19 protein-coding genes are annotated in these 25,311 nt (G+C 40.1%); 11 read left to right on the top strand and 8 right to left on the bottom strand.

What is annotated here, in order from left to right:
- Positions 1–124 precede the first annotated feature (124 nt).
- On the top strand, positions 125–1,216 hold the full coding sequence (mnmA, locus tag B9A18_RS12530) for a tRNA 2-thiouridine(34) synthase MnmA (RefSeq protein ID WP_084289859.1): 1,092 nt from the start codon (positions 125–127) through the stop codon (positions 1,214–1,216).
- Positions 1,217–1,221: 5 nt separating this feature from the next.
- Here the strand turns inward: mnmA and B9A18_RS12525 are convergent, their stop codons facing one another.
- From B9A18_RS12525 to B9A18_RS12515, 3 genes are read right to left on the bottom strand one after another with little or no spacing between them, the layout of a single operon-like run.
- Entirely contained in the window at positions 1,222–2,172 is a 951-nt protein-coding gene (locus B9A18_RS12525) for a bifunctional metallophosphatase/5'-nucleotidase (RefSeq protein ID WP_084289664.1), read from the bottom strand.
- Positions 2,150–2,911: a 5'-nucleotidase C-terminal domain-containing protein gene (locus B9A18_RS12520; RefSeq protein ID WP_084289663.1), complete on the bottom strand. Its 762-nt coding sequence runs from the start codon at positions 2,909–2,911 to the stop codon at positions 2,150–2,152. The genes B9A18_RS12525 and B9A18_RS12520 overlap by 23 nt, the downstream gene beginning before the upstream one ends.
- A 3-nt stretch (positions 2,912–2,914) precedes the next feature.
- Entirely contained in the window at positions 2,915–3,427 is a 513-nt protein-coding gene (locus B9A18_RS12515) for a glutathione peroxidase (protein WP_084289662.1), read from the bottom strand.
- 15 nt (positions 3,428–3,442) lie between these two features.
- Here B9A18_RS12515 and B9A18_RS25160 point away from each other — a divergent pair, with 15 nt between their 5' ends.
- The 5 genes from B9A18_RS25160 to pbpC all read left to right on the top strand — a co-directional run bounded on the left by B9A18_RS25160 (position 3,443) and on the right by pbpC (position 15,013).
- Positions 3,443–3,601, top strand: a complete 159-nt coding sequence (locus tag B9A18_RS25160) for a hypothetical protein (protein WP_159452657.1) — start codon at positions 3,443–3,445, stop codon at positions 3,599–3,601.
- Positions 3,602–3,870: 269 nt separating this feature from the next.
- Positions 3,871–6,453, top strand: coding sequence for a type I DNA topoisomerase (gene topA, locus B9A18_RS12510; protein WP_084289661.1), 2,583 nt, complete (start codon positions 3,871–3,873; stop codon positions 6,451–6,453).
- Positions 6,454–6,548: 95 nt separating this feature from the next.
- Positions 6,549–6,953 carry a hypothetical protein gene (locus tag B9A18_RS12505; protein ID WP_084289660.1) on the top strand — a complete coding sequence of 135 codons (405 nt, stop codon included), beginning with the start codon at positions 6,549–6,551 and terminating at the stop codon, positions 6,951–6,953.
- A gap of 81 nt (positions 6,954–7,034) precedes the next feature.
- Entirely contained in the window at positions 7,035–12,614 is a 5,580-nt protein-coding gene (locus B9A18_RS12500) for an alpha-2-macroglobulin family protein (protein WP_084289659.1), read from the top strand.
- Complete coding sequence (pbpC, locus tag B9A18_RS12495) at positions 12,614–15,013, top strand: penicillin-binding protein 1C (RefSeq protein ID WP_084289658.1); 2,400 nt, start codon at positions 12,614–12,616, stop codon at positions 15,011–15,013. Before B9A18_RS12500 ends, pbpC begins: the two co-directional genes overlap by 1 nt.
- Before the next feature lie 5 nt (positions 15,014–15,018).
- Here the strand turns inward: pbpC and B9A18_RS12490 are convergent, their stop codons facing one another.
- Together B9A18_RS12490 and B9A18_RS12485 are read right to left on the bottom strand one after the other, a co-directional pair.
- Positions 15,019–15,705, bottom strand: coding sequence for a lysoplasmalogenase (locus B9A18_RS12490; protein ID WP_235005314.1), 687 nt, complete (start codon positions 15,703–15,705; stop codon positions 15,019–15,021).
- Between the two features lie 103 nt (positions 15,706–15,808).
- Positions 15,809–16,114, bottom strand: coding sequence for an RNA recognition motif domain-containing protein (locus B9A18_RS12485; RefSeq protein ID WP_084289656.1), 306 nt, complete (start codon positions 16,112–16,114; stop codon positions 15,809–15,811).
- 573 nt (positions 16,115–16,687) lie between these two features.
- Here B9A18_RS12485 and spt point away from each other — a divergent pair.
- From spt to B9A18_RS12470, 3 genes are all read left to right on the top strand, one after another.
- Positions 16,688–17,893, top strand: coding sequence for a serine palmitoyltransferase (spt, locus tag B9A18_RS12480; protein WP_084289655.1), 1,206 nt, complete (start codon positions 16,688–16,690; stop codon positions 17,891–17,893).
- A gap of 80 nt (positions 17,894–17,973) precedes the next feature.
- Positions 17,974–19,092 carry a hypothetical protein gene (locus B9A18_RS12475; protein ID WP_084289654.1) on the top strand — a complete coding sequence of 373 codons (1,119 nt, stop codon included), beginning with the start codon at positions 17,974–17,976 and terminating at the stop codon, positions 19,090–19,092.
- Positions 19,093–19,095: 3 nt separating this feature from the next.
- Positions 19,096–20,088 carry an NAD-dependent epimerase/dehydratase family protein gene (locus tag B9A18_RS12470; protein WP_084289653.1) on the top strand — a complete coding sequence of 331 codons (993 nt, stop codon included), beginning with the start codon at positions 19,096–19,098 and terminating at the stop codon, positions 20,086–20,088.
- Positions 20,089–20,095: 7 nt separating this feature from the next.
- On the opposite strand, the gene xseB is transcribed toward B9A18_RS12470, so the two are convergent.
- From xseB to B9A18_RS12455, 3 genes are read right to left on the bottom strand one after another with little or no spacing between them, the layout of a single operon-like run.
- Positions 20,096–20,305 carry an exodeoxyribonuclease VII small subunit gene (xseB, locus tag B9A18_RS12465; protein ID WP_084289652.1) on the bottom strand — a complete coding sequence of 70 codons (210 nt, stop codon included), beginning with the start codon at positions 20,303–20,305 and terminating at the stop codon, positions 20,096–20,098.
- The gene (xseA, locus tag B9A18_RS12460; RefSeq protein ID WP_084289858.1) at positions 20,280–21,674 is read right to left on the bottom strand and encodes an exodeoxyribonuclease VII large subunit; all 1,395 of its coding nucleotides are present in this window, start codon (positions 21,672–21,674) and stop codon (positions 20,280–20,282) included. The genes xseB and xseA overlap by 26 nt, the downstream gene beginning before the upstream one ends.
- On the bottom strand, positions 21,649–22,668 hold the full coding sequence (locus B9A18_RS12455) for a S66 peptidase family protein (protein ID WP_084289651.1): 1,020 nt from the start codon (positions 22,666–22,668) through the stop codon (positions 21,649–21,651). Before B9A18_RS12455 ends, xseA begins: the two co-directional genes overlap by 26 nt.
- Before the next feature lie 214 nt (positions 22,669–22,882).
- Between B9A18_RS12455 and B9A18_RS12450 the strand changes: the two genes are divergently transcribed.
- Both B9A18_RS12450 and B9A18_RS12445 read left to right on the top strand, forming a co-directional pair.
- Positions 22,883–23,908, top strand: a complete 1,026-nt coding sequence (locus B9A18_RS12450; protein ID WP_084289650.1) for a DUF6807 domain-containing protein — start codon at positions 22,883–22,885, stop codon at positions 23,906–23,908.
- Positions 23,909–23,941: 33 nt separating this feature from the next.
- Positions 23,942–25,306, top strand: coding sequence for a 3-keto-disaccharide hydrolase (locus tag B9A18_RS12445; protein WP_084289649.1), 1,365 nt, complete (start codon positions 23,942–23,944; stop codon positions 25,304–25,306).
- The last annotated feature ends 5 nt before the right edge of the window (positions 25,307–25,311 follow it).

Here is a 25,311-nt window from a genome sequence, read left to right as displayed (position 1 = left end):
TCCTAACCGCTTTTTTTATTTACACCTAATTGACTACCCCTACTCAAAATTCCGCTTAAAAAGCCTTACTTTTGCGCTTTGTATTTATATGCCGGGCCTTGAACCCGAGTCAGTATTAAAAATTATGAGCAAACGCGGTAGAATATTAGTAGCCATGAGTGGCGGTGTTGACAGTTCAGTAGCAGCTGTAATGTTGCACGAACAAGGATATGAAGTAATTGGCTTAACCATGAAAACATGGGATTACGCTACTTCAGGAAGTAGCAGTAAGGAAACCGGATGTTGCAGTCTGGATAGCATTAACGATGCCCGGACCCTAGCTGTAAATTACGGTTTTCCGCATTACATCCTTGATATCAGAGACGAGTTTGGTGATTTTGTAATCGATAATTTTGTTGATGAATATCTTGCCGGACGTACACCTAACCCATGTGTTTTATGTAATACGCACATCAAATGGGAAGCTTTGTTAAAACGTGCCAATAAATTGGATTGCGAATTTATCGCAACAGGGCACTATGCCAATATCCGTCAACTGGATACAGGGAGACATGTAATTTCTAAAGGTAAAGACGAAAATAAAGATCAATCTTATGTATTGTGGGGTGTTTCTCAGGAAAACCTGTCACGGACGCAATTCCCTTTAGGTTCTTTCGCTAAATCTGAGATCAGACAAATGGCATTGGATATGGGACAGGAAGAATTGGCTAAAAAAAGCGAAAGCTATGAGATCTGTTTTGTGCCTGACAACGACTACCGCGCCTTCTTAAAGCATAAAGTAGAAGACCTGGAGCAACGTGTTGCAGGTGGTAACTTCATCACTAGTGATGGTATGGTAGTTGGACAACACAAGGGATATCCATTTTACACTATCGGACAAAGAAAAGGTCTGGGTATTGCTTTTGGCGAGCCAATGTTTGTTACTCAAATCCTTCCGGAAAGTAACACGGTCGTATTGGGCAGAGCTGATGAACTGGAACGCAAAGAAGCGCTGGTAAGAAACTTAAACCTGGTGAAATACGAGAATATCTTACAGCCTATGGATAATGTAGTAACTAAAATACGTTATAAAGATGCAGGTATGTTAAGTACAATTGTACAGGAGAATGACAAAATGCGCGTGGTATTTGACCATAACGTTTCTGCTATTGCTCCCGGACAATCGGCGGTATTTTATGAAGGTAACGACCTTTTAGGTGGCGGTTTCCTTTGTTAATTAGCCTAATCAATCTCTAAATTATTCGATATTAAATAAGGTGAGGCGGTTTTAATCCGCTTCCCTTTATGTCTTTCAAAGTAATAATCTACTCTACCCAGATTAATACCTGCAAAACCAACCTGATTGATTGAGGTAATGCGTCCGCTTAAATTCTGTACATCTTCAGGCTGATCCATAAAAGTATGTGTATGGCCGCCTATAATCAGGTCTATGTTTTTGTTGTTTTTAGCCAATACCTGATCAGAAACTTTGCCAGAAGCATATTTATAACCCAAATGAGATAAGCAGATTACCAGATGACACTTCAAATCATTCTTTAGTAAATCGGCTATTTCATTGGCCTTTACAACAGGGTCAATAAATACCGTATCACCATAATTTTTTCCTTCAACTAAGCCTTTCAATTCAATCCCAATTCCGAATACGCCAATCTTTAAACCACCTTTTTTAAACACTTTGTAAGGCTGTGTTGCGCCTTTCAATAAGGTGTTTGAAAAATCGTAATTGCTACATAAAATGGAAAAATTTGCATGTGGCAACTGCTTATGGAAGCCTTCCAGGCCATTGTCGAAATCATGATTCCCCATCGTTGCGGCGTCATAACCCATAGCGGTCATCAATTTGATCTCCAGCTCTCCCCCATATTTATTAAAATAAGGAGTGCCCTGAAAGATATCTCCAGCATCAAGTAAAAGTACATTTTGTTCCTTTGCTCTGATCTGCTTAATCAACGCCGAACGTCTTGCTGTACCACCTAATCCCTGGTTTCTTGAACCGTCCATTGGGAAAGGCTCTATGCGGCTATGTACGTCGTTGGTATGCAGAATGGTTAGTTTCACTACATCGCCGGCTGCTAATGCGTCCAGCGAGCTTAAACTGAATGCTGTTGCAGCAGCAGCTATCCCTCCCGTTCTTATAAAGTTTCTACGGTTAATTTTTAGTAATTCTTCCATCCAATTTAGGGTTAATGGTTTTTCCGGCTGCCTGAGTATCTTTCACATAATTGATCAGTGCATCGCGCACTTTTAAACCAATGACTTTCTTCTCAATGGGGTTTTTAAAGCCAAGGGCATTGTCGCCCCCACCTGCTATGTAATCGGAAGTCAGCACCCGATAGGTTTTCTGTGGATCAAAGGGTTGACCTTTAATCTGCACGTCTACCGGCTTTTTATCCACGATTTTCATGCGCAAGCCAGCAACAGGCTGGCCATTAGTCGTTGCGATGAAATTCAGCAATTGTTGCACATCGGTACCTTTTAAAGTAAAGGCAATCAATTCATTTTCAAAGGGCATCAGCTCAAATATATTCGATAATCTGATATCCCCTTTTGGCACATCTACCCTTATTCCCCCCTTTGTAGAAGGCATGGAGAAATCAATTGTAGGATCGGATTTCAGTGCTTGTTGCAGAACAGCATCCGAGAAAAAATTACTCAGTAAGCTTTCAGGAAAATCGTTGCTTTTAACCATCAGCACCGCTGAATGACCTATAACTTGATTCATTTCAGCATCTAACTGTTTTTTATAAGGTAAGTAAGTGTTGATCACTGCGCTATCTGCTGCTACATCCTTATTGATGGCATACTCAGCTCTGTTGGCTTTTACCAATTGGTAATTGGATGAACAGGAAAGCAGTAGTGAACTGGCAGCTACCGTTAAAGCCGCCAGCGAACGTTTCAAACGGAATGTCATGAATTACAATTTCTTTGTGATGGCTTCATCCAAGGGTTTTACTTTAGAACGGAAGCGGTGCACCAATTGTCCTTTTTCATTGATCAGGAATTTTTCGAAATTCCAGTTGATATCTCCGGTGAAATCAGGGTTCTCAGCTGTAGTGAGGTATTTAAACAAAGGTGTAATGTCGTTTCCTTTTACACTGCTTTTTTCGGCTAAAAGAAAGGTAACATTGAATTTACCCGTACAAAATTCTTTGATTTCGCTATTGGTAGCGAGTTCCTGTCCGCCAAAATTTCCTGCCGGAAAACCAATCAATACCACATTTTTACCATATTGCTTCTGTAATTTCTCGAGATCTTCATACTGTGGTGTATAGCCACACTTGGATGCCGTGTTTACAATCAGGATCTTTTTGCCTTTGAACTTAGAAAGCTTTATCTCCTTACCATCAATGGTTTTAAACGAAAAATCGTAAATAGATTGGGCCGGAGGCGTAAAGAATAAACTCAGCAATATTAATAATGTATTCATGATTTAGGGTTTTTAATGATACCTACGAATTTAGGTACAAATAATTTACCAAACTATAATTACAAGGTAAAATATGGCGCTGTGCAGACGATGATTGCGGGAGCCTTGCCGGGGCATTGCTGGGGCGTTGGCGGGGCCTTGATGGGGCCCTTAGTTCCGGAAAGGCCTCAGTAAATCCCTCGATACCTCCCAGCAATTTTAAAGGTAACTATTGATTATTATAGCAATCAGGCCGTGGGTTTTCTAATTACACCTAAACTGGCCGATTTTTTTTATAAAATTACTTATTTGCCCGTTAGGCTAAATAAATCAATATTGTTACAAGGTTAATTCTTACTATATCTGGGATTAAATGAGCCATTTACAAATAAATTTATTATAAAATTCTGTCGAATTTTGAAATTAGCCTTATTTATAGCTTTATTTGCAGAAAAACGGTCTGAATGGCGAAGAATTTACTAATAGTTGAGTCACCTGCGAAAGCTAAAACCATAGAAGGGTATTTAGGCAAGGATTTCCTTGTAAAATCAAGTTACGGGCATATCCGAGACCTGGTTAAAGGAGATATGGGTATAGATATATCCAATAATTTTGCCCAAACCTATGAAGTTCCATCTGATAAGAAGCAGGTAGTTGCTGAACTTAAGAAGTTAGCTAAAGACGCAGAAATGGTATGGCTCGCATCCGATGAGGACCGCGAGGGAGAAGCCATATCATGGCATTTATTTGAAACATTAGGACTTAAAGAAAGCAAGACTAAACGTATTGTTTTTCATGAGATCACTAAACCGGCTATATTAAAAGCAATAGAAACACCACGATCTATAGATTACAATCTGGTAAATGCACAACAAGCCAGACGTGTGTTAGATAGATTGGTGGGGTTTGAGCTCTCACCAGTATTATGGAAAAAAATTAAACCATCCCTGTCGGCCGGACGTGTACAATCTGTAGCCGTTCGTTTAATCGTCGACAGAGAGCGTGAGGTAAATAAATTTAATGCTTCTGCTGCATATAAAATCACTGCTGAGTTCTCTACCGGAAACGCAAGAGAGTTGGTTAAAGCAGAGCTGCCACAGCGTTTTGAAAAAGAAGCTGATGCTGAAAAGTTCCTTAACGACTGTGTGGGTGCAGGTTTTTCTGTAGATAGCTTAGAAACTAAGCCTGCAAAACGTAATCCTGCAGCGCCATTTACCACTTCTACTTTACAGCAGGAAGCTTCGCGCAAGTTAGGTTACTCCGTAAGCAGAACCATGCAGATCGCACAAAGACTGTATGAAAGTGGACGAATCACTTATATGAGAACGGATTCGGTAAACCTTTCTGAAACAGCTTTACAGGCTGCAGCCGCTGAAATTAAAACGGCTTATGGCGATAAATATCACCAGCCAAGAACTTATAAAACGAAATCTGCAGGTGCACAGGAAGCTCACGAAGCCATCCGCCCTACTTATTTCAATCACCATACCGTACCTGGCGACAGTTCAGAGCAGCGCTTATATGAATTGATCTGGAAACGTGCCATCGCATCGCAAATGAGCGAGGCTTTGTTTGAAAAAACAACCGCTCAGATTGCTATTAGTACCCGCAAGGAGCATTTAATTGCTGAAGGGGAAGTATTGAAGTTTGACGGATTTTTAAAGGTATATCTGGAATCATCAGACGAAGATGAGGCAGAAGATTCGGAAGCTACTGGTATGTTGCCGCCACTTTCACGTGGACAGGAGCTTACTTTAAAGGTAATGAATGCTACGGAGCGTTTCTCAAGACCGCCGGCACGTTATACAGAGGCTTCGTTGGTTAAGAAACTGGAAGAATTGGGCATCGGTCGACCATCTACGTATGCGCCTACCATCTCTACCATCCAAAACCGCGGTTATGTGGTTAAGGAAGATCGCGACGGTCGCCAGCGTAGTTTTGGAACTATTGAGCTTGCGAATGGCACAGTAACCAAGAGAACAAAAACAGAAATTACTGGAGCAGAGAAAGCAAAACTATTCCCTACAGATATAGGTGAGGTAGTTAACGACTTCCTGGTAGAACACTTTAAAGATATTGTTGATTTTAACTTTACAGCCAATGTAGAGAAGGAATTTGATGAGATTGCGCAAGGTTTACAGGAATGGACAAAGATGCTTCACTCCTTCTATACACCTTTCCATCAGGAAGTAGAAACAACATTGGAGACTGCCGACCGTGCAAATGGTGAGCGTTTATTAGGTGTTGATCCTACTACGGGTAAGAACGTATATACTAAAGTTGGTCGTTTTGGTCCATTAGTGCAAATTGGAGAAAATGATGATGAAGAGAAGCCGCGCTATGCGAGTTTAGCTAAATCACAATCGGTTGGGACTGTCACCTTAAATGAAGCTTTAGAGCAGTTTAAATTACCATTCCAGCTTGAAGATTATCAAGGTAAAGAGGTTTCTGTTGGTGTAGGTCGTTTCGGTCCATATGTGAAATGGGGTGAAACTTACATTTCTATACCTAAAAACGAAGAGCCTTTGTCTGTCGATCAGGCACGTGCAATAGAGATTATTGGTGAAAAAATTACGGCTGATGCGCCTGTGGCACATTTTCAGGAGATGCCTGTTACAAAAGGAACAGGTCGCTTTGGTCCATTTATTAAATGGAATGATCTGTTTATCAATGTGCCTAAAGCTTATAATTTCGACAAACTTTCTCAAACTGATATTGAGGAACTGATTGGCAAGAAAATTGAAAAAGAAGCAAACAGGTTTATCCAGCAATGGACAGCTGAGAAAATAGCTATTGAAAACGGCAGATGGGGACCATTTATCCGTTTTGGCAAAGAAATGCTGAAACTGCGTAAAAACCCTGCTACCAATGATAAGTATACCCCTGAAGAGTTGGCTTCAATTTCTTTGGAAGAGGTTAAAAAACTGATTATCGAGCAGGTTCCTAACGCATTTGAGCCTAAAAAAGCAAGTGCTAAGAAGGCTGCGGGAACTAAAACTGCAGTTAAAAAGAAAGCCCCGGCAAAAAAGGCTGCAGCTAAAAAGTAGTTAACCAAGATTAAGCATATATATGCTTCGTCATCCTGATTTTTTTCAGGTTCCCATAATCCAATAGGATGGCGAAGCATGTAAACTAATAAATAATGAAAAAGGATCTTCCTGAAAATATAGTTGAAGACGTTGCAATGGCTGTCGTGCTGATCGGCGAGACACCAGAGGTTAAAAATTGGACTGTTTACGTGGTAAACATGAAAGATATTGCCCTAAGTAATGTACTGATTAGTTCTAAAGGATACGGTGAAAAAGATGGTAAAATGGTTAAAACATCCGTTTTACGCCATTTTGTAGGTGATTTAAAACCTAAGTCTTTTGCCGGTGTTGAAGCTATAGACCCTGAGGTTTTCGGTTTAACTAATGAATATTGGTTGAGCTACTATATTGATGGTGTGATTTACGATAAAAAATTCATTTTCCTTCCTGAAAGCATCGTTGATGAAAACCTGATCCATGTGCCGCTGGTAGATATGCCTGGCGTCATGATTAAGTAGGGTTGTTGATAACAATAATTTCCGTTCCAAATCATTTTTGTTAATTTTCGTACCTATCTATTAAAAGAATTGTACGAAAACATGAAAAACAACTCTCATTCCTTTTTTCAGCGGAACAGAAATATGCTCATTACTGCGCTTATTGTTCCTCTGATTGGTATTGGCGCTTACTTCTTTTTTAAAAAAGACAAGCCAAAAGACTATAATCAACAATATTCCAAATACATTGAGGCCTACACCTCTGGAACCGTTTCAAAGAAGAGTTTTATTCGTGTGCACCTGGCTAACCAGGTAAAAACAATGAATGATGTTGGTGTGGCTGACAGCAGAGATTTGTTTAGCTTCTCTCCTTCTGTAAAAGGTAAAGCTTTTTGGATTGATGCCCAGACTGTGGAATTCAGACCTGAAGAAAGTTTGAAACCTGGAGAAACCTATGAGGCTACTTTCAACTTAAATAAAGTTACTGACACTGAAGAAGGTCTTGAAACATTCGAATTTGATTTCAGGGTGATAAATCCTGGAATGCATTTAACACAAAAGGGACTTGTTTCGCAGAACAACACTTCATTGGACTATATGAAGCTAAGTGGTGAAATTACCACTTCAGATCAGGAGGATGTTAAACTGATTGAAAAGAGTTTAAAGGTAGATTATCCACAGTCTCTTAAGGTGAAATGGCAGCATGATCCTGCAAAAAACACTTCTACTTTTACAGTGGATAGCATCAAAAAGACCAAAGCTGAAACCAAACTAGACCTGGTTTGGTCAGGCGAGCCTATCGGTGCCGAAAGTAAGGGGGAAGAAAGTGTCATCGTCCCGGCAGTTGGTGTATTTAAGATATTAAATATCCTTGCCGTTCAGGATCTTGAAGATTTCGCGCTGGTACAATTTTCGGAGCCTATAAATGTTGGACAGGATTTAACAGGTCTGGTTTCATTATCAGGGTTATCTGACCTGCGTTTTACTATTGATGCGAGCCAGATTAAAATCTATTCACCAAATACACTGGAAGGTAACTATGCGCTAAATGTTAATGAAGGCATAGAAAATATTAACGGGAAAAAACTTTTGGCCGGAAAAACAGCCAATATCGTGTTCGAGAATAAACTACCATCGGTGGTTATAGCCGGCAGCGGTACCATCATTCCTAATTCAGGCAAACTGGTGTTGCCATTCGAGGCTGTCAATCTAAAGGCGGTAGATGTAACGATCATCAAGGTTTATGAAAATAACATCCCTCAATTCTTTCAAACCAATAACTACAAAGATGGTAATGAATTGCGTCGTGTAGGTAAGCCTGTTATTCAGAAAACCATCAGGCTGGATGAAGATAAAGCCCTTGACCTTCATAAAAAACATCGTTTCACACTGGATCTGGACAAGATTATTCGTACTGAACCGGGTGCTATGTATCGCATTACTATTGGTTTTAGAAGAGAGTACAACGTCTATAAATGCGCAGAATTATCGGATTCGGAGCGTGATGGTGACAATGAGTATGGCAGTTACGGAGAGAAAATTGACGAGGATGATGAATTTTGGGAACGATATAACAGTTATTATCCAAACAATTACAGGTGGGAAGATCGCGATAATCCTTGTACCCCATCCTATTATACCAACGAACGTTGGGCAAGCCGGAATTTAATGGCTTCGAATATTGGATTGATTGCTAAGCGAGGAAACGACAATAGCATGATCATCGTTGCAACGGATTTGCTGACTGCAAAAACGCTAAGCGGTGTAACCTTGGAGTTGCTGGATTACCAGCGTCAGGTTATCCATACGGTAACAACCGATGGCGACGGTATGGCTTCATTTGATTTGAAAAGAAAGCCATACTTGCTGGTTGCAAAAAATGGAAAGGAACGTGCTTATTTAAAGCTGGATGATGGGAACTCGCTTCCGTTAAGCAGATTTGATGTAGGCGGCGACGTAGTGCAGAATGGACTAAAAGGATTTATTTATGGTGAACGTGGCGTTTGGCGTCCGGGTGATTCTGTGTTCTTGTCCTTTGTACTTGAGGATAAATTAAAGAAACTTCCTGGTGGATATCCGGTTACTTTTGAACTATATAATCCTCAGGGACAGCTGATCAAGCGCAACATCAACGGTAAGCCTTTAAATGGATTTTATGCATTTAAAACTGCTACTGAAAATACCTCACCAACCGGAAACTGGCTGGTAAAGGTCAAAGCAGGTGGCGCTACATTTACCAAAACGATTAAAATTGAAACCGTTATGCCGAACAGGCTGAAGATCAATTTCGATATCGGTAACCGCACATATCTTGGCTCGGGTGGCCCTTCTACTGCTACCCTTTCGGCAGCCTGGCTATTTGGTGCTGTAGGTAAGCATCTTAAAGCTAAAGTAGATGTGAACCTGAATACCATGCAAACTACTTTTAAAGGGTTCGAAGCTTACACCTTTGATAATCCGACTGTAGCTTTTCAGTCGCAGGTAAAAACCATATTTGAAGGAACTTTAGATGAGAATGGTACTGCTACAGTAAATACCAATTTAAACGAAAACAATAGTGTCCCGGGTGTGCTTAAAGCCAATTTCACCACTAAGGTGTTCGAAGCCGGTGGTAACTTTAGCATTGACAATTTCAGCATCCCTTACCATGTTTATAGCGACTATTACGGAATTAAAACACCTGAGGGCGATAAATTAAGCGGAATGTTGCTTACGGGGCAAAATCACAAACTTGACATTGTGAATGTAGATCGCGATGGTAAGCTGTTGCAAGGCGGTAAAAATGTAACTGTAGAACTCTACAAAGTGCAATGGCGCTGGTGGTGGGAACAAGACAATGAGAACTCATATGCCAATTTCACCCAGAACTCGTATAATAAGTTGATTCAAAAGGAAAATGTTAGCTTGTCTAATGGTAAAGGAAACTGGAAATTTAGAATTGACGAACCGGAATGGGGTCGTTACCTGATCCTGATCAGAGATGAAAACGGTGGTCATGTAACTGGCCAGTCGGTATATATCGACTGGCCAGGCTGGGCACAACGTGAACAAGGCAGCAACCCTACCGAAGCTTCTATGCTTTCCTTCACCGCCAATAAAACCAAATTTCAGGTTGGTGAGGAAGTTATACTTACAATTCCATCAGGTGATGGTGGTCGCGCGTTGATCTCTATAGAGAATGGTAGTAAGGTATTAAAAACATTCTGGACAGATACGAAGAAAGGACAAACACAGTTTAAGTTTAAGGCAGAAAAGGAAATGGCCCCTAACGTGTTTGCCAATGTTACTTTATTACAACCGCATGCGCAAACGGTAAATGATTTGCCAATCCGCATGTATGGTGCTATTCCTTTAATGGTTGAAGATCCGCAAACGATATTGAAACCGGTAATTAAAATGGCCGATAAGTTACGTCCTGAAACAGAAAGTAGTATTACTGTTTCGGAGCAAAACGGTAAAGCGATGACTTATACCATCGCTATTGTAGACGAAGGTTTACTTGATTTAACGAGGTTTAAAACGCCTGACCCTCATGCTGTATTCTATGCTCGTGAAGGCTTGGGAGTAAAAACATGGGATCTGTTTGATTATGTCCTGGGCGCCTGGGGTGGTAATCTGGAGCGTATTCTTAGTATTGGTGGTGATGGTAGTGTAAACAAAAACCTAAATCCGGCTAAAGCAAATCGTTTTGTACCTGTAGTAAAATATTTAGGCCCATTTGCCTTGAGTAAAGGTGGCTCTCAAACACATAAGTTTAAGCTACCACAATATATCGGTGCGGTTAGAGCAATGGTTGTAGCTGGTCAGGATGGTGCCTATGGTAAAGCTGAAAAGACTGTACAAGTTAAGAAGCCACTGATGTTGCTTGCTACGGTGCCAAGAGTGATTGGGCCGGGTGAGCGTTTTACGCTTCCTACTACCGTATTTGCCACAGAAAATCATCTGAAAAATGTTACAGTACAGCTACAGATGCAGAACTTGCAGGTGGTGGGCAGTAAAGCTGTTCGGTTGAACTTTAAACAACCAGGTGAGCAAATGGCTTACTTTGAGGTTCAAGCGCCTGAAATGACCGGAATTGCTAAAATAAAACTGATAGCCCAAAGTGGCGCTGAAAAAACAAGCTATGATGTAGAGCTGGATATTCGTAATCCGAATCCATTTGTAACCAATGTAGCTTCAGCAGTGATTGAGCCAGGTCGTAATTGGGGAACAAAATATCTTCCGATAGGAATGGCGGGGACTAACTCGGGTAGTATAGAGGTGTCTTCTATCCCACCGATCAACCTAAAAAAACGCTTAAGTTACCTGGTGCAATATCCCCATGGTTGTGTGGAGCAAATTACTTCAGGTGTATTCCCTCAATTGTTTTTGAATAAACTTACCGCATTAACTGAAAAACAGAAAGCAGAAACAGAACGTAATTTAAAAGCAGGGATCAACAAGCTGCGCGGCTTCCAGACCACTGATGGTGGTTTAGGTTATTGGCCGGGTGCAGGCAGCTCAGATGAATGGGGAAGTAATTATGCAGGTCATTTCCTTGTTGAAGCACAAAATGCCGGTTACACCACTCCTGTCGGTATGCTGGATGAGTTGTTGCGGTATTTAAAATCTAAGGCCGCTAACTGGTCGCCTAACAGTACCAATTTTTATGGCGGCGATCTTTCGCAATCTTACAGGTTATATGTGTTGGCGCTAGCAAAAAGAGCTGATATGGCAGCGATGAACAGATTAAGAGCCTTTGAATACCTGTCTGCAAGTGCTAAATGGCGATTGGCTGCAGCTTATAAGCTTGCTGGACAATCGGATGCAGCTAACAACCTCATTAAAGGTTTAACTGTAGAAGTAAAACCCTATAACCAATTGGGTGGTACTTATGGATCTGATATCAGAGATGAAGCAATGATACTGGAGACTTTAACTTTACTTGGTCGTAAAACTGAAGGCGCTAAACTGATCCAGTCGCTAGCTACTAAATTAGGTAAGGATGATTGGTACAGCACACAGACCACTGCATATAGTCTACTGGCAGTTGCTAAATTCTGCGGAGCCAATACAGCTGCCAATAACTTACAATACAGCTACACCATTGATGGGAAAAGCGGAAAAGTAAATGCTAATCTGTTCCTGAACAGTGCTGCTTTAACATTTAAAGCTGGAAATGGCATTGCAATCAATAATACCGGTAATCGGGTATTGTTTGTGCGCTTGATTTTGGAAGGACAACCGGCAGCCGGACAAAATGACTTCCTGCCCAACAATCCTGAAATACTGGATATGAGTGTTAGTTATAAGTTATTAAATGGTAAGCCGCTAGATCCTTCAACACTGAAACAAGGAACTGATTTTTATGCTGAAGTGGTCGTTAAAAACCCTGGCAAAATGGGTTATTATGAACAGATGGCCTTAACGCAGATCTTCCCTTCAGGTTGGGAGATCATAAACACCAGAGTAAATGACAATGAAAGCATCATTGCTTCTTCCCCTTATACTTACAGAGACATCAGGGACGACCGCGTGTTTACCTATTTTAATCTGAGAGAACATGAAACGGTGACTTACAAAGTGTTGTTAAATGCATCTTATATTGGTAGGTATTATTTATCGGCTGTACAATGCGAAGCCATGTATAACAATAACATAAGTGCAACTGAGGCAGGGAAATGGGTGCAGGTAATTAAATAATGCTGAAGAAATTAAATTACGAACCAAAACTATTAATTAGTGATGCAGTTTTTCTGTTCTTGCTTTTATGGTTTTGGTTCGCTTTACCATCCAGATTATTCGTTAGCCCTACTTCTTATGTTGTAGAGGCATCTAATGGTGAGTTGCTAAGCGCATCTATTGCTAAAGATGGGCAATGGCGCTTTCCTGTTGCGGATTCCATTCCCGAAAAGTTTGCACAGTGTATTGTGGCTTTTGAAGACAAGCGCTTTTACAATCATCCTGGTGTAGATATGCTGGCAATGAGCAGGGCAATGCGACAAAACTGGAGGGCTAAGAGCGTGGTTAGCGGTGGAAGTACATTAAGTATGCAGGTAATCCGGTTGTCCCGTAAAGAAAGTCGCACCGTATGGCAAAAGTTGATAGAAGTGTTATTGTCGTTAAGGCTGGAAATAACACATTCCAAAGCGGATATTTTGAAGCTGTATGCTGCCAACGCGCCTTTTGGAAGCAATGTGGTTGGTTTAGAAGCGGCTTCATGGCGTTATTTTAACCGAAGTCCGGAAGCCCTTTCCTGGGGAGAAATGGCCACGCTGGCCGTATTACCAAATAGTCCTTCCCTGGTACATCCTGGTAAAAACTCGGTTAAACTGATTAAAAAGCGAAACGATTTGCTCGACAAGCTTGCTACCTTAAAGATTTTGGATCAGGCTACAGCTAATTTGTCCAAACTGGAACCTATTCCGGGGAAACCTCAGGCTTTACCACAGAATGCTCCTCACCTGCTCAATCGCTTTAAAACTGAGTTTGGTAATAAGGAAACACGGGTGATTTCAACACTTAATTACGACCTGCAGTTGAAAGTGGCTGCCCTGCTTAAAAGGTATAATAATCGTTATCGCGCAAACGACATCAACAACATTTCGGCATTGATACTCGATGTAAAAGATGGAACAGTGGCGGCTTATGTAGGTAATATTTATCAGCCAGAAAACAAGGAGCTTGAAAGTCATGTCGACATGATCAGGGCAGCCCGAAGTCCGGGTAGTACTTTAAAACCCTTGCTCTATGCAAGTATGTTAAATGATGGATTCATCTTACCAAAAACGCTGATCGCGGATATTCCAACCCAGATTGGTGGCTACTCACCACAAAACTACGACCTGGGTTATGACGGAGCGATACCAGCCGACAAAGCGCTGAGCAGATCCTTAAATATTCCTTCAGTTAAGATGTTGCAAAACTATAAGTATCAGCGATTTTATGATCGTTTAAAAAAGTTTGGTTTCAGTACGTTGAATAAGTCTGCGGATCATTATGGCTTGTCGCTGATTCTGGGTGGTAGCGAGGTAACCATGTGGGATCTGGCAAAAACCTACCTGGGTATGGCGCGCACATTAAATCATTTTAATGATTATAAAGGCAAGTATAATCCACATGATTATGATGCACCGAGTTACATCAGAAACGATACTGGAATGAGCCCTGAGCAACAGGATCGCCTTTATCAATATGATGTACAAATAAACTCAGTAATAGACCATGCTTCCATATGGAATACCTTTAATGCTATGGAAGAGTTGATGCGACCGGGGGAAGAAGGTTTGTGGGAACAATTTTCGTCTTCACAAAGACTAGCCTGGAAAACCGGAACAAGCTTCGGTTTCAGAGATGCCTGGGCAATAGGTTTGACACCTGATTACGTGGTGTGTGTTTGGGTTGGTAATGCTGATGGTGAAGGCAGACCTGGGCTTACCGGCATTGATGCTGCCGCTCCGGTAATGTTTGATATATTTAAGCAGCTGCCAAACAGTAAATGGTTTAAAACGCCTTTGAATAAGTTAAAGAAAATGCGGGTATGCAGACAAAGTGGCTATAAAGCGGGTGAGTATTGCAAAGACGCAGTAGAAGAATTGGTATCGCCGGCAGGAGAAAAAACTACGCTTTGTCCTTACCATAAATTGGTTCATTTAGACGGAACGGCTACATACAGGGTTACTGATGCCTGCGAAACTCCGACGGACATGTTGCATTTGCCCTGGTTTATATTACCACCGGCGATGGAGTATTACTACAGGATTAAACATAGCGATTATAAGTCGCTTCCCCCTTTTAAACCGGGCTGTAGTGAGGAAGATAATCAATATGTTATGGAAATGATTTACCCTAAAAATAATGCAAGTATTTATGTGCCGGTAGAGTTTGACGGCAGTCGTGGGAAAGTGGTTTTAAACGCTACGCACCGAAATACGGACGCTAAGATTTACTGGCATATTGATGGAGAATATGTGGCTGCTACAACGACTTATCATCAACTCGCTGTAAGTCCACCTGCGGGAAAGCATACGCTTACATTGGTAGACGACAAAGGTGCAAGGTTAGTACAGGCCTTTACAATTTTGGATAAAGAAAAGAATTAGGGGGATTAACTGTTACGAATCAGTTTACGTTCTATTGCACCTATAGTAATAAGGTATTGTGCAATCATATAGGTCGCCATGATCCAAATACCAGAATAATTGATAGGTTGTACAAATTTATTGTAAGCCAGAATGGAATCCGACAAAAGGAAAAACATGGCTCCAAAAAGAATAAGCTTAAAACTATTGGCATTAACACGTAGATTTCGGAAGCTCGCCATCATCATCATCATGCTGATCACCAGTACATAGATCATTACGGGAAGTTTCATAATTCCGAGATGTGGCCTTAAGAAGAAGTAAAAGCCAATGGCCAGGACGGCACAAAGAAAAATAGCTATTCTTGCTCCTTTTTTATCTAATTCAGGAGCAGACTTAAAGTCGAGATAAAAGGCACTGGTATAAAATATATGACATAGCAGGAAAGCCATTAGGCCATACATAAAATAAGTTTCATCCTGTCCTGCATAGATCAGTAATACATCCCCGGTTAAAGCAAAAATCAAACCTGTGAAAAGACGCTTGTGAAATCGCCCCTTTAATCTTGTGCTAATATATAGTACAATTAATAGCGATAATACAATGCAGGGCTTAATAAGTGATGCAAGAATCGTGCTGTCACTATAAAGTGCAGTAAGCTGGATAACAAAGATCAGCGCAAATAGAATACTAAACTTAATGTGTTTTTTCATCAGTACTACATGGGCCTATAATAAAACCAGCAGTTATGGTATAAGCATAACTGCTGTCCTATATAGTTAGCTCTATTGAATAGAATCTGTGTTAAAAATAAGCTTAGTAGCTTTTTTCTGTACGGTTGTTGCGTCTGAAGCCACCACCTGCACCACCACCGGTGTTTGGTTTTTCCTGAGCTTCTGCAACTTTGATGCGGTTACCATTGTAATCACCACCGTTCATGCGTTTGATAGCTTCTTTTGCCTCTTCTTCAACAGGCATTTCCACAAAACCAAAACCGCGACTTTGACCAGTCTCACGATCTTTGATTATCCTAAGTGATTTTACTTGACCGAAATCACCAAATACGGCTGTTAATTCATCTTCCCCTACTTCTAAAGGAAGTCCTGTAATAAATATCTTCATTAATGTCTAAAAATTTCTACAAAAGTAAGCATTTTTTTACTTAAAATCCAAGTTTAGTGTCAGTTATAAGTATAATTAACTGACAATCATATCAACACATGTTTACACGAATTGTTTTACATGATTTAGTTTTTTGAGTATTTCGACTGGATTAGTCTATATTTTCTATTATAGACGTAAAAAAATCTCATAATGTAACATTTATATATAAGTTTTATCTGGTTGATTACGGGGTAGTTACAACTTTGTCTTGAAAAATAGTGCAACTGCGCTTAGTGAATATTGCTAAAGAGTTCTTACTTTTAAGCGATGATAATAGAGCAGGCTTCAATTAAATTATAACAAAATTGTAATTTTTGTTGGAAAAAGTAATATATTGAAACTTGGTTGACTTCAAGTTTTGTTTTCTGTGTTTATGATCTTAGCTTTGGGGACTTTTACGAATTGACAAAATTGTTAATATAGTCAGGAATAAAAACGATGGGGTCTTATTGAAGACAGAACAGATAATGCCTCATGAAAAAAATAATATCAACTAAAAAAGTTCTGTGATCTAAACATACAAGTACCAGCATGCGCAAAAAATTATACGATAGGATAGCAGCTTTTAAAGACGCTAACGCAATTAAGGAAAAAGGTTTGTACCCATATTTCCGTGCAATTGAATCAGGCCAGGACACAGAAGTTGTGATAGACGGGAAGAAGGTGCTGATGTTTGGCTCGAACTCCTATCTGGGCTTAACTAATCATCCTAAGATTAAAGAAGCATCTAAACTTGCAATTGACAAATATGGAACAGGTTGTGCTGGTTCAAGGTTTTTGAACGGAACACTTGATATTCATATCGAATTGGAAAAAAGACTTGCCGCTTATGTTGGTAAAGAAGCTGCTGTTTTATTCAGCACTGGTTTCCAGGTTAATTTAGGGGTGATTTCCTGCTTGCTAGACAGGAATGATTATTTAATTCTTGACGAATACGATCACGCTTCGATTATAGATGGCAGTCGCTTATCTTTCTCGAGATCTATAAAATACGCCCACAATGATATGGATGATTTGCGCAAGAAATTGAGCAGATTACCTGAAGATTCCGCAAAACTAATTGTTGCTGACGGTATCTTTAGTATGGAAGGTGATTTAGTAAACTTACCTGAAATTGTTAAAATTGCTAATGAATTTGGTGCCAACATCATGATGGATGATGCCCATAGTTTAGGTGTAATTGGTTTTAATGGTTCGGGTACTGCTTCTCACTTCGGTTTAACCGACGAGGTTGACTTGATTATGGGTACCTTCAGTAAATCATTAGCTTCTTTAGGTGGATTTATCGCCGGTTCTGAAGAAACTATTGAATTTGTTAAGCATCGCGCACGCTCTTTAATGTTCAGCGCAAGTATGCCTCCTGCCGCTGTGGCCAGTGTAATTGCAGCTTTAGACATTATCGAGTCTGAGCCTGAGCGCATTGATAAATTATGGGCAAATACAAACTACGCTAAGAAATTACTTATCGAAGCTGGATTTGATATCGGTCATACCGACAGTCCTATTATCCCTGTATACATCAGAGATAACGATAAAACCTTTATGGTAACTAATATTTTGAGCAACAACGGTATTTTCGTTAACCCTGTTGTCTCACCTGCCGTTCCATCTGATTCTTCATTAATCAGATTCTCTTTAATGGCTACTCATACTTTTGAGCAAATTGAAGAGGCCATTGAGAAACTATCTGCTGCCGCTAAGGAAGTGCAGGTAAAATCTTTCCAGGAAACTATTTAACATCCCGCGTAGGCTTACTTAACTCAAAGTAAGCCTATGTTTTTCCACCCCTTTTACAGACCAAAATAAACCGTAATCTAATGAAGAATATTGTTGCCGTTAGCACAAAGAAACAGTTAGCAACATTTATTGATTTTCCTCACGATCTGTATAAAGCAGACTCCAATTATGTTCCTGAGCTATTTATTGCTCAAAAGGATCTTTTAACAACACATCCTTTTCACAAACATTCTTCACTACAGTGTTTTTTGCTTTATCAGGGCGACCAGGTGATTGGCCGTATTGCTGCTATATTAAATAATAGCCACAATGCGATGAACAATGCCAATGATGGTTTCTTTGGTTTTTTTGATTGTATCAATGATCAGGAAGCAGCAAATTTGCTACTGGAAACAGGAGTGAACTGGCTAAAAGATAAAGGGGTAAAAGGAAAAATAATGGGGCCTACCAACTTCTCAACCAATGAATCCTGTGGTTTATTGGTTGAAGGTTTTAATGAACCTCCTGTTGTGATGATGCCTTATAATGCTACCTACTACCCTACTTTATTGGAAAACTGGGGATTGAAGAAGCAGGTGGATCTGATTGCCTGGAGATTTAATGGTGATAACTACGATGATCGTTCTGTAAAGCTGATGGAGCGCCTGGAAGAGCGTTTAAAGCGTAGCAACATCACGATCCGTAAAATCAACATGAAAAATTTTAAGCAGGAAGCGGATAGTTTACGTGAAGTTTATAATAAAGCATGGGATAAAAACCTAGGCTTTGTTCCTCTAAATGATGAGGAATTTGATTACCAGGCTAAGGATCTTAAACTGGTATTAGATCCGGATTTTTGTCTTGTTGCCGAACAGGATGGGAAATTGGTTGGTTTTGGAGCCGCCATTCCTGATATGAATCAAATCCAGAGAACGATTAAAAAAGGCAGGCTATTCCCTACCGGGATTTTTAAACTACTTTTTGGAAAGAAGAAAGTAAAAGGCATCAGAATTTTGTTACTTGGTGTGATCGATGGCTACCGTAAATTGGGAATTGAAGCCTGTATTTATGGAATGATGATTAAAGCTTACCGTGCAAAAGGTATGGAGTATGCAGAGGCCTCATGGACTTTAGAGCATAATGATATGGTAAACAACGCTATTATCGCAATAAAGGGTGATCCATATAAGAAATACAGACTCTACGAGAGAGAAATATAACATATGAGTAAAAAGAAGGTATTAATTACCGGTGCGAGTGGATTTGTTGGTTATCATTTAATTGAAGAAGCTTTAAAAGCCGGTCTGGATGTGTATGCAGCTATACGACCGAGCAGTGATAAATCTCATTTAAAAGCATTTAACATTAAATATGTTAACCTGGATTATAGGGATGTTCCTGGTTTAAAACATGACCTGGAAGATCAGCAATACGCTTATATTATACATGCCGCAGGAACAACAAAAGCAAAAACCAAAGCGGAGTATGATTTGGTGAATGCAGAATACACGCGTAATCTGGCCATTGCTGCATTGGAAGCTAATATTAACTTAGAGAAATTTATTTTTGTAAGCAGTTTAGCCGCATTGGGTCCATTAACAGACTTATCTGCAGAAATTCAAGACAATAGTGCGCCTAATCCGGTAACCAATTATGGTGCTAGTAAAGTGCTGGCAGAGCAATACTTGTCTGAATTTAAAACACTACCCTTAATTACTATTCGCCCAACTGCTGTTTATGGTCCCAGGGAAAAGGATCTGTTTATTCTATTCAACAGTATAAATAAAGGTCTTGAGCCACATATAGGTAGCTTTAAGCAACAGCTGAGCTTTGTATATGTGAAAGATCTGGTTAAAGTTATAGTACAAGCCCTAACAGTTGCCGTGGTTCATAAGCCTTACAATATTTCCGATGGCGGGATTTACGACCGCTATGCGTTGGCGGCTTATACGAAAAAAGCCCTGAACAGGAAAACCTTTAAATTTCATATTCCGGTCTCTCTGGTGGCACTGCTTGCCAGAATGATGGATTTTGCATATGCGAACAGTAAGAATACCCCTGCTTTAAATAAGGAAAAGATGGCTGAACTCACTGCTGTTAACTGGGCATGTACGATTGAAGCTGCTAAATCCGATTTAGGTTATACACCTGAGTACAATCTGGAAAAGGGACTAATGCAAACCATTAAATGGTATAAACTGAACAATTGGCTGTAGCTCCTCCCTAAGCGGGTGGGTTTTCCATTTGTTTGATGATTTTATTCACCTCAGTTTCAGTTGCACGTAATTTGGTCTGACAGAATTCAATCAGATCTGAAGCACGTTTTACCTTTTCGGCCAGCACATCTACTGATACCGATTCTGTTTCTATTTCCTGTGCTATTTCTGTGAGCTCTTTATAGGCGCTTTCATAGGTTAAATTCGTCGTTTCCATCTAGGGTTGATTTAGCGTTTACTGTAGTTTTAATTTCTGTTGTGGCCAGTCTGACTGTAAGTTCAGATCCTACCGCAATATCGTCCGCATTGCTTGCAATACGGCCATTTACTTTAAGGATGGCAAATCCCTTATTCAATATGTTTTGTGGGCTCATGAGCCTTACTACCGATTGAAAGTGGCTAATATACCCTCTTTTATTGGCAAAATAGATCCTGTTATAAGATTGTATATTGCTGACAATATTACTCAGATCCTTTTGCTTGTTCGAGATCATGATCTTCGGATTGGTTAACACGAGTCGCGATAGGTTAATAATATTGCGATGCTGCTCATGCAACAAGTTTCTGGTGGTACTGATCGTAATCTGATTGATATGTGCCAGCCTATCTTTATGATAGTTAATCAACTGGTAAGTTTTTATCAGCATCATTTTTTGCAGGCCAATCAGCGATTCTTCAAATCCCCGGTTATGTGCGATAATCAATTCGGCTGCTTTCGTCGGTGTTTTTGTAGAAGTATGCGCCATCAGGTCGGCGATGGTTTCATTTTTCTGGTGACCGATTCCAGTTATTACGGGAATCGGAAACTTGGCAATGGCCCGGCTCAGATCGTAGTTGTCAAAAATAAGAAAGTCCGTCTGTGCTCCTCCACCCCTGATAATCACCAATACATCATAGGCCTTTCCGGATTGATATACTTCTACAATTTTAGCCAGAAACTGTTTAGCATTTGTTTCACCCTGCATCAGTGTAAAATAATCATCTATCTGAAAAGTGTACCCAAAAGAGTTATTTTCAAGCGTATGTCTGAAATCCTGGTATCCTGCGGATGTGGCTGAGGAGATGATCGCAATATTCTGAAGTACTTTGTTTAAAGCAAGACTGTTGTTCCGTGTGATGAACTGTTCTCCTGATTTTTGTATAAAACCAGGGTTCTCGATAACTAATTTTTGCAACGTTTCTTTCCGCTGTTGTTCAAACATGCCCAATGTAAAATTGGTATCAATATCGAGCAGGTTTAACTGGAGACCGAATGCCGGAGTGTATTGAACAGCAACCTGTACCAATACATTGATGTCGTTTTTAAACTTTTGCCCCGTTGCCTGTTCAAAATTTGAAATGTTTATTGAAGCATTGCCCCAGGCTCTTCCAGCTATCTTGGTAAGGATTTTTGCCGAGGCTTTGTCTTTCTCCACCAATTCAAAGTAATGGTAGTTACTTTGTTCTTTATATGTATGACTGGTTACATCAGCAATTACCCAAAAAGTTCGGTTTCCAAAAGCTTCATCAATTACCTGCCGGATCTGAGTAGTCAGTTCCGATAGCCTAATAGCAGCAGGGTTAGATTGATACGAGTGAGCTTCCATTTGCATCGATATTGAGAATGTGTTTTGTACCACATTTGATCGCAAAGTTATTCTTTTGATGGCCTATAGGGAAATCAAAACACACCGGATAGCCATATTCTTTTACTTTTTCTATAATGATCTCATATACAGTTCTTCCAAATTCTTCCCCGGGATCATCAGGTTTGACTTTAAAACCTCCAATAACAAGGCCCTTCAATTTTGATAGCTTGCCACTTCGTTTCAGGTTCCAGAACATGCGGTCTACACTATACAGGTACTCCCCTGTATCCTCAACAAACAAAATCTTACCATCAGTTATCAGATCTGAGTCGGTTCCAGTAAGCGTTTCGATGATACTCAAGTTCCCCCCAATCAGCGGAGCTTCTACCCTGCCCATTATATTGTAACTTACCGGTGCCGCTGTATATTTTACAGGCAGACCGCTTAATACTTGTCTGATCGATAGTATAGTTTCTATCTGCATGGGATCTGCAAGTGTCCATACGTTCGGAAAGCTATTGCACATCTTAGCATGTATTGAAGCTGTGTTCAATTGTCGATTTAAATGGCAGTGAAATACGGTAATATCGCTAAAGCCGATAATCCATTTCGGATGTTGACTAAAAGTTTTGAAATTAAGCTGATCAATCATTCTGATGGCACCATATCCGCCTCGTGCGCACATAATTGCTTTGATGTTAGGATCATCCAGCATTTGCTGGAAGTCTTGTGTACGTTGCTGATCCGTGCCTCCCATACAATAATCTCTATTGCCAATGGTGTTACCAATTTTTATTTTAAACCCCCAACTTTCCATTAATTGTATCGCGGGCTGTATTTGCTCTGTGGTCATGTGGCCTGCCGGAGTGGTGATGCCTATAATATCACCCGGTTTTAAATATGGTGGCATTTTTATTTCCTTAATTGGATCTGTAAGGCTATCTGGTGCTTTGAAACCGGTCAATGTTGACCCCGCAACCGCCAGGAAAGAAAGAAAATGTTTGCGATTCATGACATGGTTATTATTGACAAACAATGATAAGATTTATTGACGATAATTTTTTGAAATTTACTCAATCGTTTTCGTAGTTTTTTTATGAAGTCCTGCTGGTTTTTGAGTTGAATGTATTCTAAGAAGGGTATATTTAGCTAAAACTTAATCTGTAAGTTACTGGGGATTTCAGGATGATGACTTGCCAGTGCCAGCTAATTTTAACCAAATGTAAATGAATAAATATCTGATCATGGGCTGTTGCTTTATGGGTTTGCAGCTAAATGCACAAACTAAAAAAGTAAGTTTCGTTCGAAATGCGAAACAGCAGAAGGTTGATGTTTTAATAGGTGATAAACCTTTCACAAGTTTCCTTTATCCGGATAATCTGGAAAAACCAATTTTATATCCACTGCAAACAGCTAGCGGTCTTACCGTAACCAGGGGCTTCCCTTTGGATAAGCGAGGTAACGAGCGTACCGACCATCCCCATCATGTAGGTTTATGGTTCAATTATGAAAGTATAAACGGTTTGGATTTCTGGAATAATTCGTACAACATTCCTGCAGAAAAGAAATCGAAATATGGATGGATCAGAAATGTGAGGGTGACTGCTTTAAAGGATGGTGCGGCTAAAGGAACCCTAAATTACATAGCCAACTGGGAAAGGCAGGATAGGACAGCTCTGTTGAAAGAAGCAACGACTTTTGTATTTAGCGGTACTGACTATACCAGGACTATTGATAGAACCACTACGCTAACTGCCCAAAAGGATACAGTTTATTTTAAAGACATCAAGGATGGTATGCTTGGTATAAGGGTGACCAGGGAATTGGAATTGGCATCAGATAAAGAAGAATCTTATACAGACAACAACGGGATCGTAACCAAAATAGCACCTGGTAAAAATGGGGCAACTGGTGATTACCTTACCAGTGCGGGGAAAAAGGGTAATGATGCCTGGGGCACACGGGCCAACTGGTGTGTGCTTTTTGGTGTAAAAGATCAGCAACAGGTTTCAGTTGCGGTTATTGATCATCCAAAAAATCCGGGCTACCCTACTTACTGGCATGCCAGGGATTATGGGTTATTTGCCGCAAACCCGCTAGGACAAGCCATTTTTAGTAAAGGCAAAGAAAGTATGAATCTGACTTTAAAACCTGGTGAATCAGTTACCTTCCGATATCGCGTAGTAATTGCTTCAGCTATTCAACAAACACCAGAACTGCTTAACAAGCAGGCTGCTGAATTTGGGAAATAATTAATTCAAAAAATAAAACAACCACAAACACACATGAAGACCACAAGACTACTAATTCTTACCGGCCTGATGCTAGGCACTTCCTTAACTTCTTTACACGCTCAAAGCGGGAAATGGGAGAATCTTTTCAATGGGAAAGATCTAAAAGGCTGGAAACAACTTAATGGTAAAGCTAAATATGAAGTAAAAAACGGTGAAATCGTAGGAACGACAGTCCGCGATACACCAAACTCTTTTTTAACCACTGAGAAAAATTATGGTGATTTTATTTTTGAGTTGGAATTACTTGTAGATAACTCGATGAATTCTGGTGTACAGTTTCGAAGCGAAAGTAAATCTGATGTAAACAACGGAAGAGTTCATGGTTATCAAATGGAGGTTGACCCATCAGACAGGGCCTACAGTGGTGGTATATATGATGAGGCCCGTCGAGGTTGGTTATACCCTATGGACGCAAACCCGAAAGGTAAAACAGCCTTTAAAAAAGGTGAATGGAATAAGTACCGCATTGAGTGTATTGGAAATTCGATCAGAACATGGGTAAATGGTGTACCTACAGCAAACGTAGTTGATGATATGACCTCTACCGGTTTTATCGCTTTACAGGTACATTCAATAGGTAAAAATGATGAGCCTGGTAAACAAATCAGATGGCGAAATATCCGAATTCAGACTGAGGGATTGAAACCTACTAAAACAGATAAGATTTACGTAGCAAACATGATCCCTAATAACTTGTCGGCAGCTGAAAAAGCAAATGGGTATAGCTTATTATGGGATGGAAAAACGACCAAAGGATGGAAAGGTGCTTATAAACCAGGTTTTCCGGAAAAAGGTTGGGAAATAAAAGATGGTGAACTGAGCGTGGTTAAATCTAATGGAGGAGAGTCGACCAATGGTGGCGATATCGTGACTGAAAAACAATATAGTGCTTTCGCACTGAAGTTTGATTTTAAACTAACTGAAGGTGCAAATAGTGGCGTTAAATATTTTGTAACCTTGACTGAAGGAAACAAAGGATCGGCAATCGGGCCTGAATATCAAATTCTTGATGATGTAAAACACCCAGATGCGAAATTAGGTAAGGATGGCAATCGTACGCTTGGTTCATTATACGACCTGATAACCAGTAAAAAAATCCCCAATGCACAAAGGAAAATTGGCGAATGGAATAAAGGTGTGATTATGGTTTTCCCTGATAATAAAGTAGAATATTATTTAAATGGCTATAAGATTCTTGAATATGTTAGAGGATCAGAAGAATTTAAATCACTCGTTGCCGGCAGTAAATATAAAAACTGGAAGGATTTTGGGATGGCGGCTAAAGGACATATCCTGCTTCAGGATCATGGCGATAACGTATCATTTAGAAGCATTAAATTAAAAGAAATTAAATAATAGCA

Origin of the sequence: Pedobacter nyackensis (assembly GCF_900176505.1) — a bacterium.
GTDB classification, from domain to species: domain Bacteria; phylum Bacteroidota; class Bacteroidia; order Sphingobacteriales; family Sphingobacteriaceae; genus Pedobacter; species Pedobacter nyackensis.
Note: the sequence above shows the minus strand (reverse complement) of the source record. Positions and strands in the feature narration are given on the sequence as shown.

Excerpts from the sequence above, each read along its gene's own strand:
- mnmA (WP_084289859.1), top strand. The coding sequence starts at position 125 with ATGAGCAAACGCGGTAGAATATTAGTAGCCATGAGTGGCGGTGTTGAC.
- B9A18_RS12475 (WP_084289654.1), top strand. The coding sequence starts at position 17,974 with ATGAAGAATATTGTTGCCGTTAGCACAAAGAAACAGTTAGCAACATTT.
- B9A18_RS12525 (WP_084289664.1), bottom strand. The coding sequence starts at position 2,172 with ATGGAAGAATTACTAAAAATTAACCGTAGAAACTTTATAAGAACGGGA.
- xseA (WP_084289858.1), bottom strand. The coding sequence starts at position 21,674 with ATGGAAGCTCACTCGTATCAATCTAACCCTGCTGCTATTAGGCTATCG.
- B9A18_RS12505 (WP_084289660.1), top strand. The coding sequence starts at position 6,549 with ATGAAAAAGGATCTTCCTGAAAATATAGTTGAAGACGTTGCAATGGCT.
- B9A18_RS12500 (WP_084289659.1), top strand. The coding sequence starts at position 7,035 with ATGAAAAACAACTCTCATTCCTTTTTTCAGCGGAACAGAAATATGCTC.
- B9A18_RS12445 (WP_084289649.1), top strand. The coding sequence starts at position 23,942 with ATGAAGACCACAAGACTACTAATTCTTACCGGCCTGATGCTAGGCACT.
- B9A18_RS12520 (WP_084289663.1), bottom strand. The coding sequence starts at position 2,911 with ATGACATTCCGTTTGAAACGTTCGCTGGCGGCTTTAACGGTAGCTGCC.
- B9A18_RS25160 (WP_159452657.1), top strand. The coding sequence starts at position 3,443 with ATGATACCTACGAATTTAGGTACAAATAATTTACCAAACTATAATTAC.
- B9A18_RS12485 (WP_084289656.1), bottom strand. The coding sequence starts at position 16,114 with ATGAAGATATTTATTACAGGACTTCCTTTAGAAGTAGGGGAAGATGAA.
- xseB (WP_084289652.1), bottom strand. The coding sequence starts at position 20,305 with ATGGAAACGACGAATTTAACCTATGAAAGCGCCTATAAAGAGCTCACA.
- B9A18_RS12450 (WP_084289650.1), top strand. The coding sequence starts at position 22,883 with ATGAATAAATATCTGATCATGGGCTGTTGCTTTATGGGTTTGCAGCTA.
- B9A18_RS12470 (WP_084289653.1), top strand. The coding sequence starts at position 19,096 with ATGAGTAAAAAGAAGGTATTAATTACCGGTGCGAGTGGATTTGTTGGT.
- B9A18_RS12455 (WP_084289651.1), bottom strand. The coding sequence starts at position 22,668 with ATGAATCGCAAACATTTTCTTTCTTTCCTGGCGGTTGCGGGGTCAACA.
- B9A18_RS12515 (WP_084289662.1), bottom strand. The coding sequence starts at position 3,427 with ATGAATACATTATTAATATTGCTGAGTTTATTCTTTACGCCTCCGGCC.
- pbpC (WP_084289658.1), top strand. The coding sequence starts at position 12,614 with ATGCTGAAGAAATTAAATTACGAACCAAAACTATTAATTAGTGATGCA.
- spt (WP_084289655.1), top strand. The coding sequence starts at position 16,688 with ATGCGCAAAAAATTATACGATAGGATAGCAGCTTTTAAAGACGCTAAC.
- topA (WP_084289661.1), top strand. The coding sequence starts at position 3,871 with ATGGCGAAGAATTTACTAATAGTTGAGTCACCTGCGAAAGCTAAAACC.
- B9A18_RS12490 (WP_235005314.1), bottom strand. The coding sequence starts at position 15,705 with ATGAAAAAACACATTAAGTTTAGTATTCTATTTGCGCTGATCTTTGTT.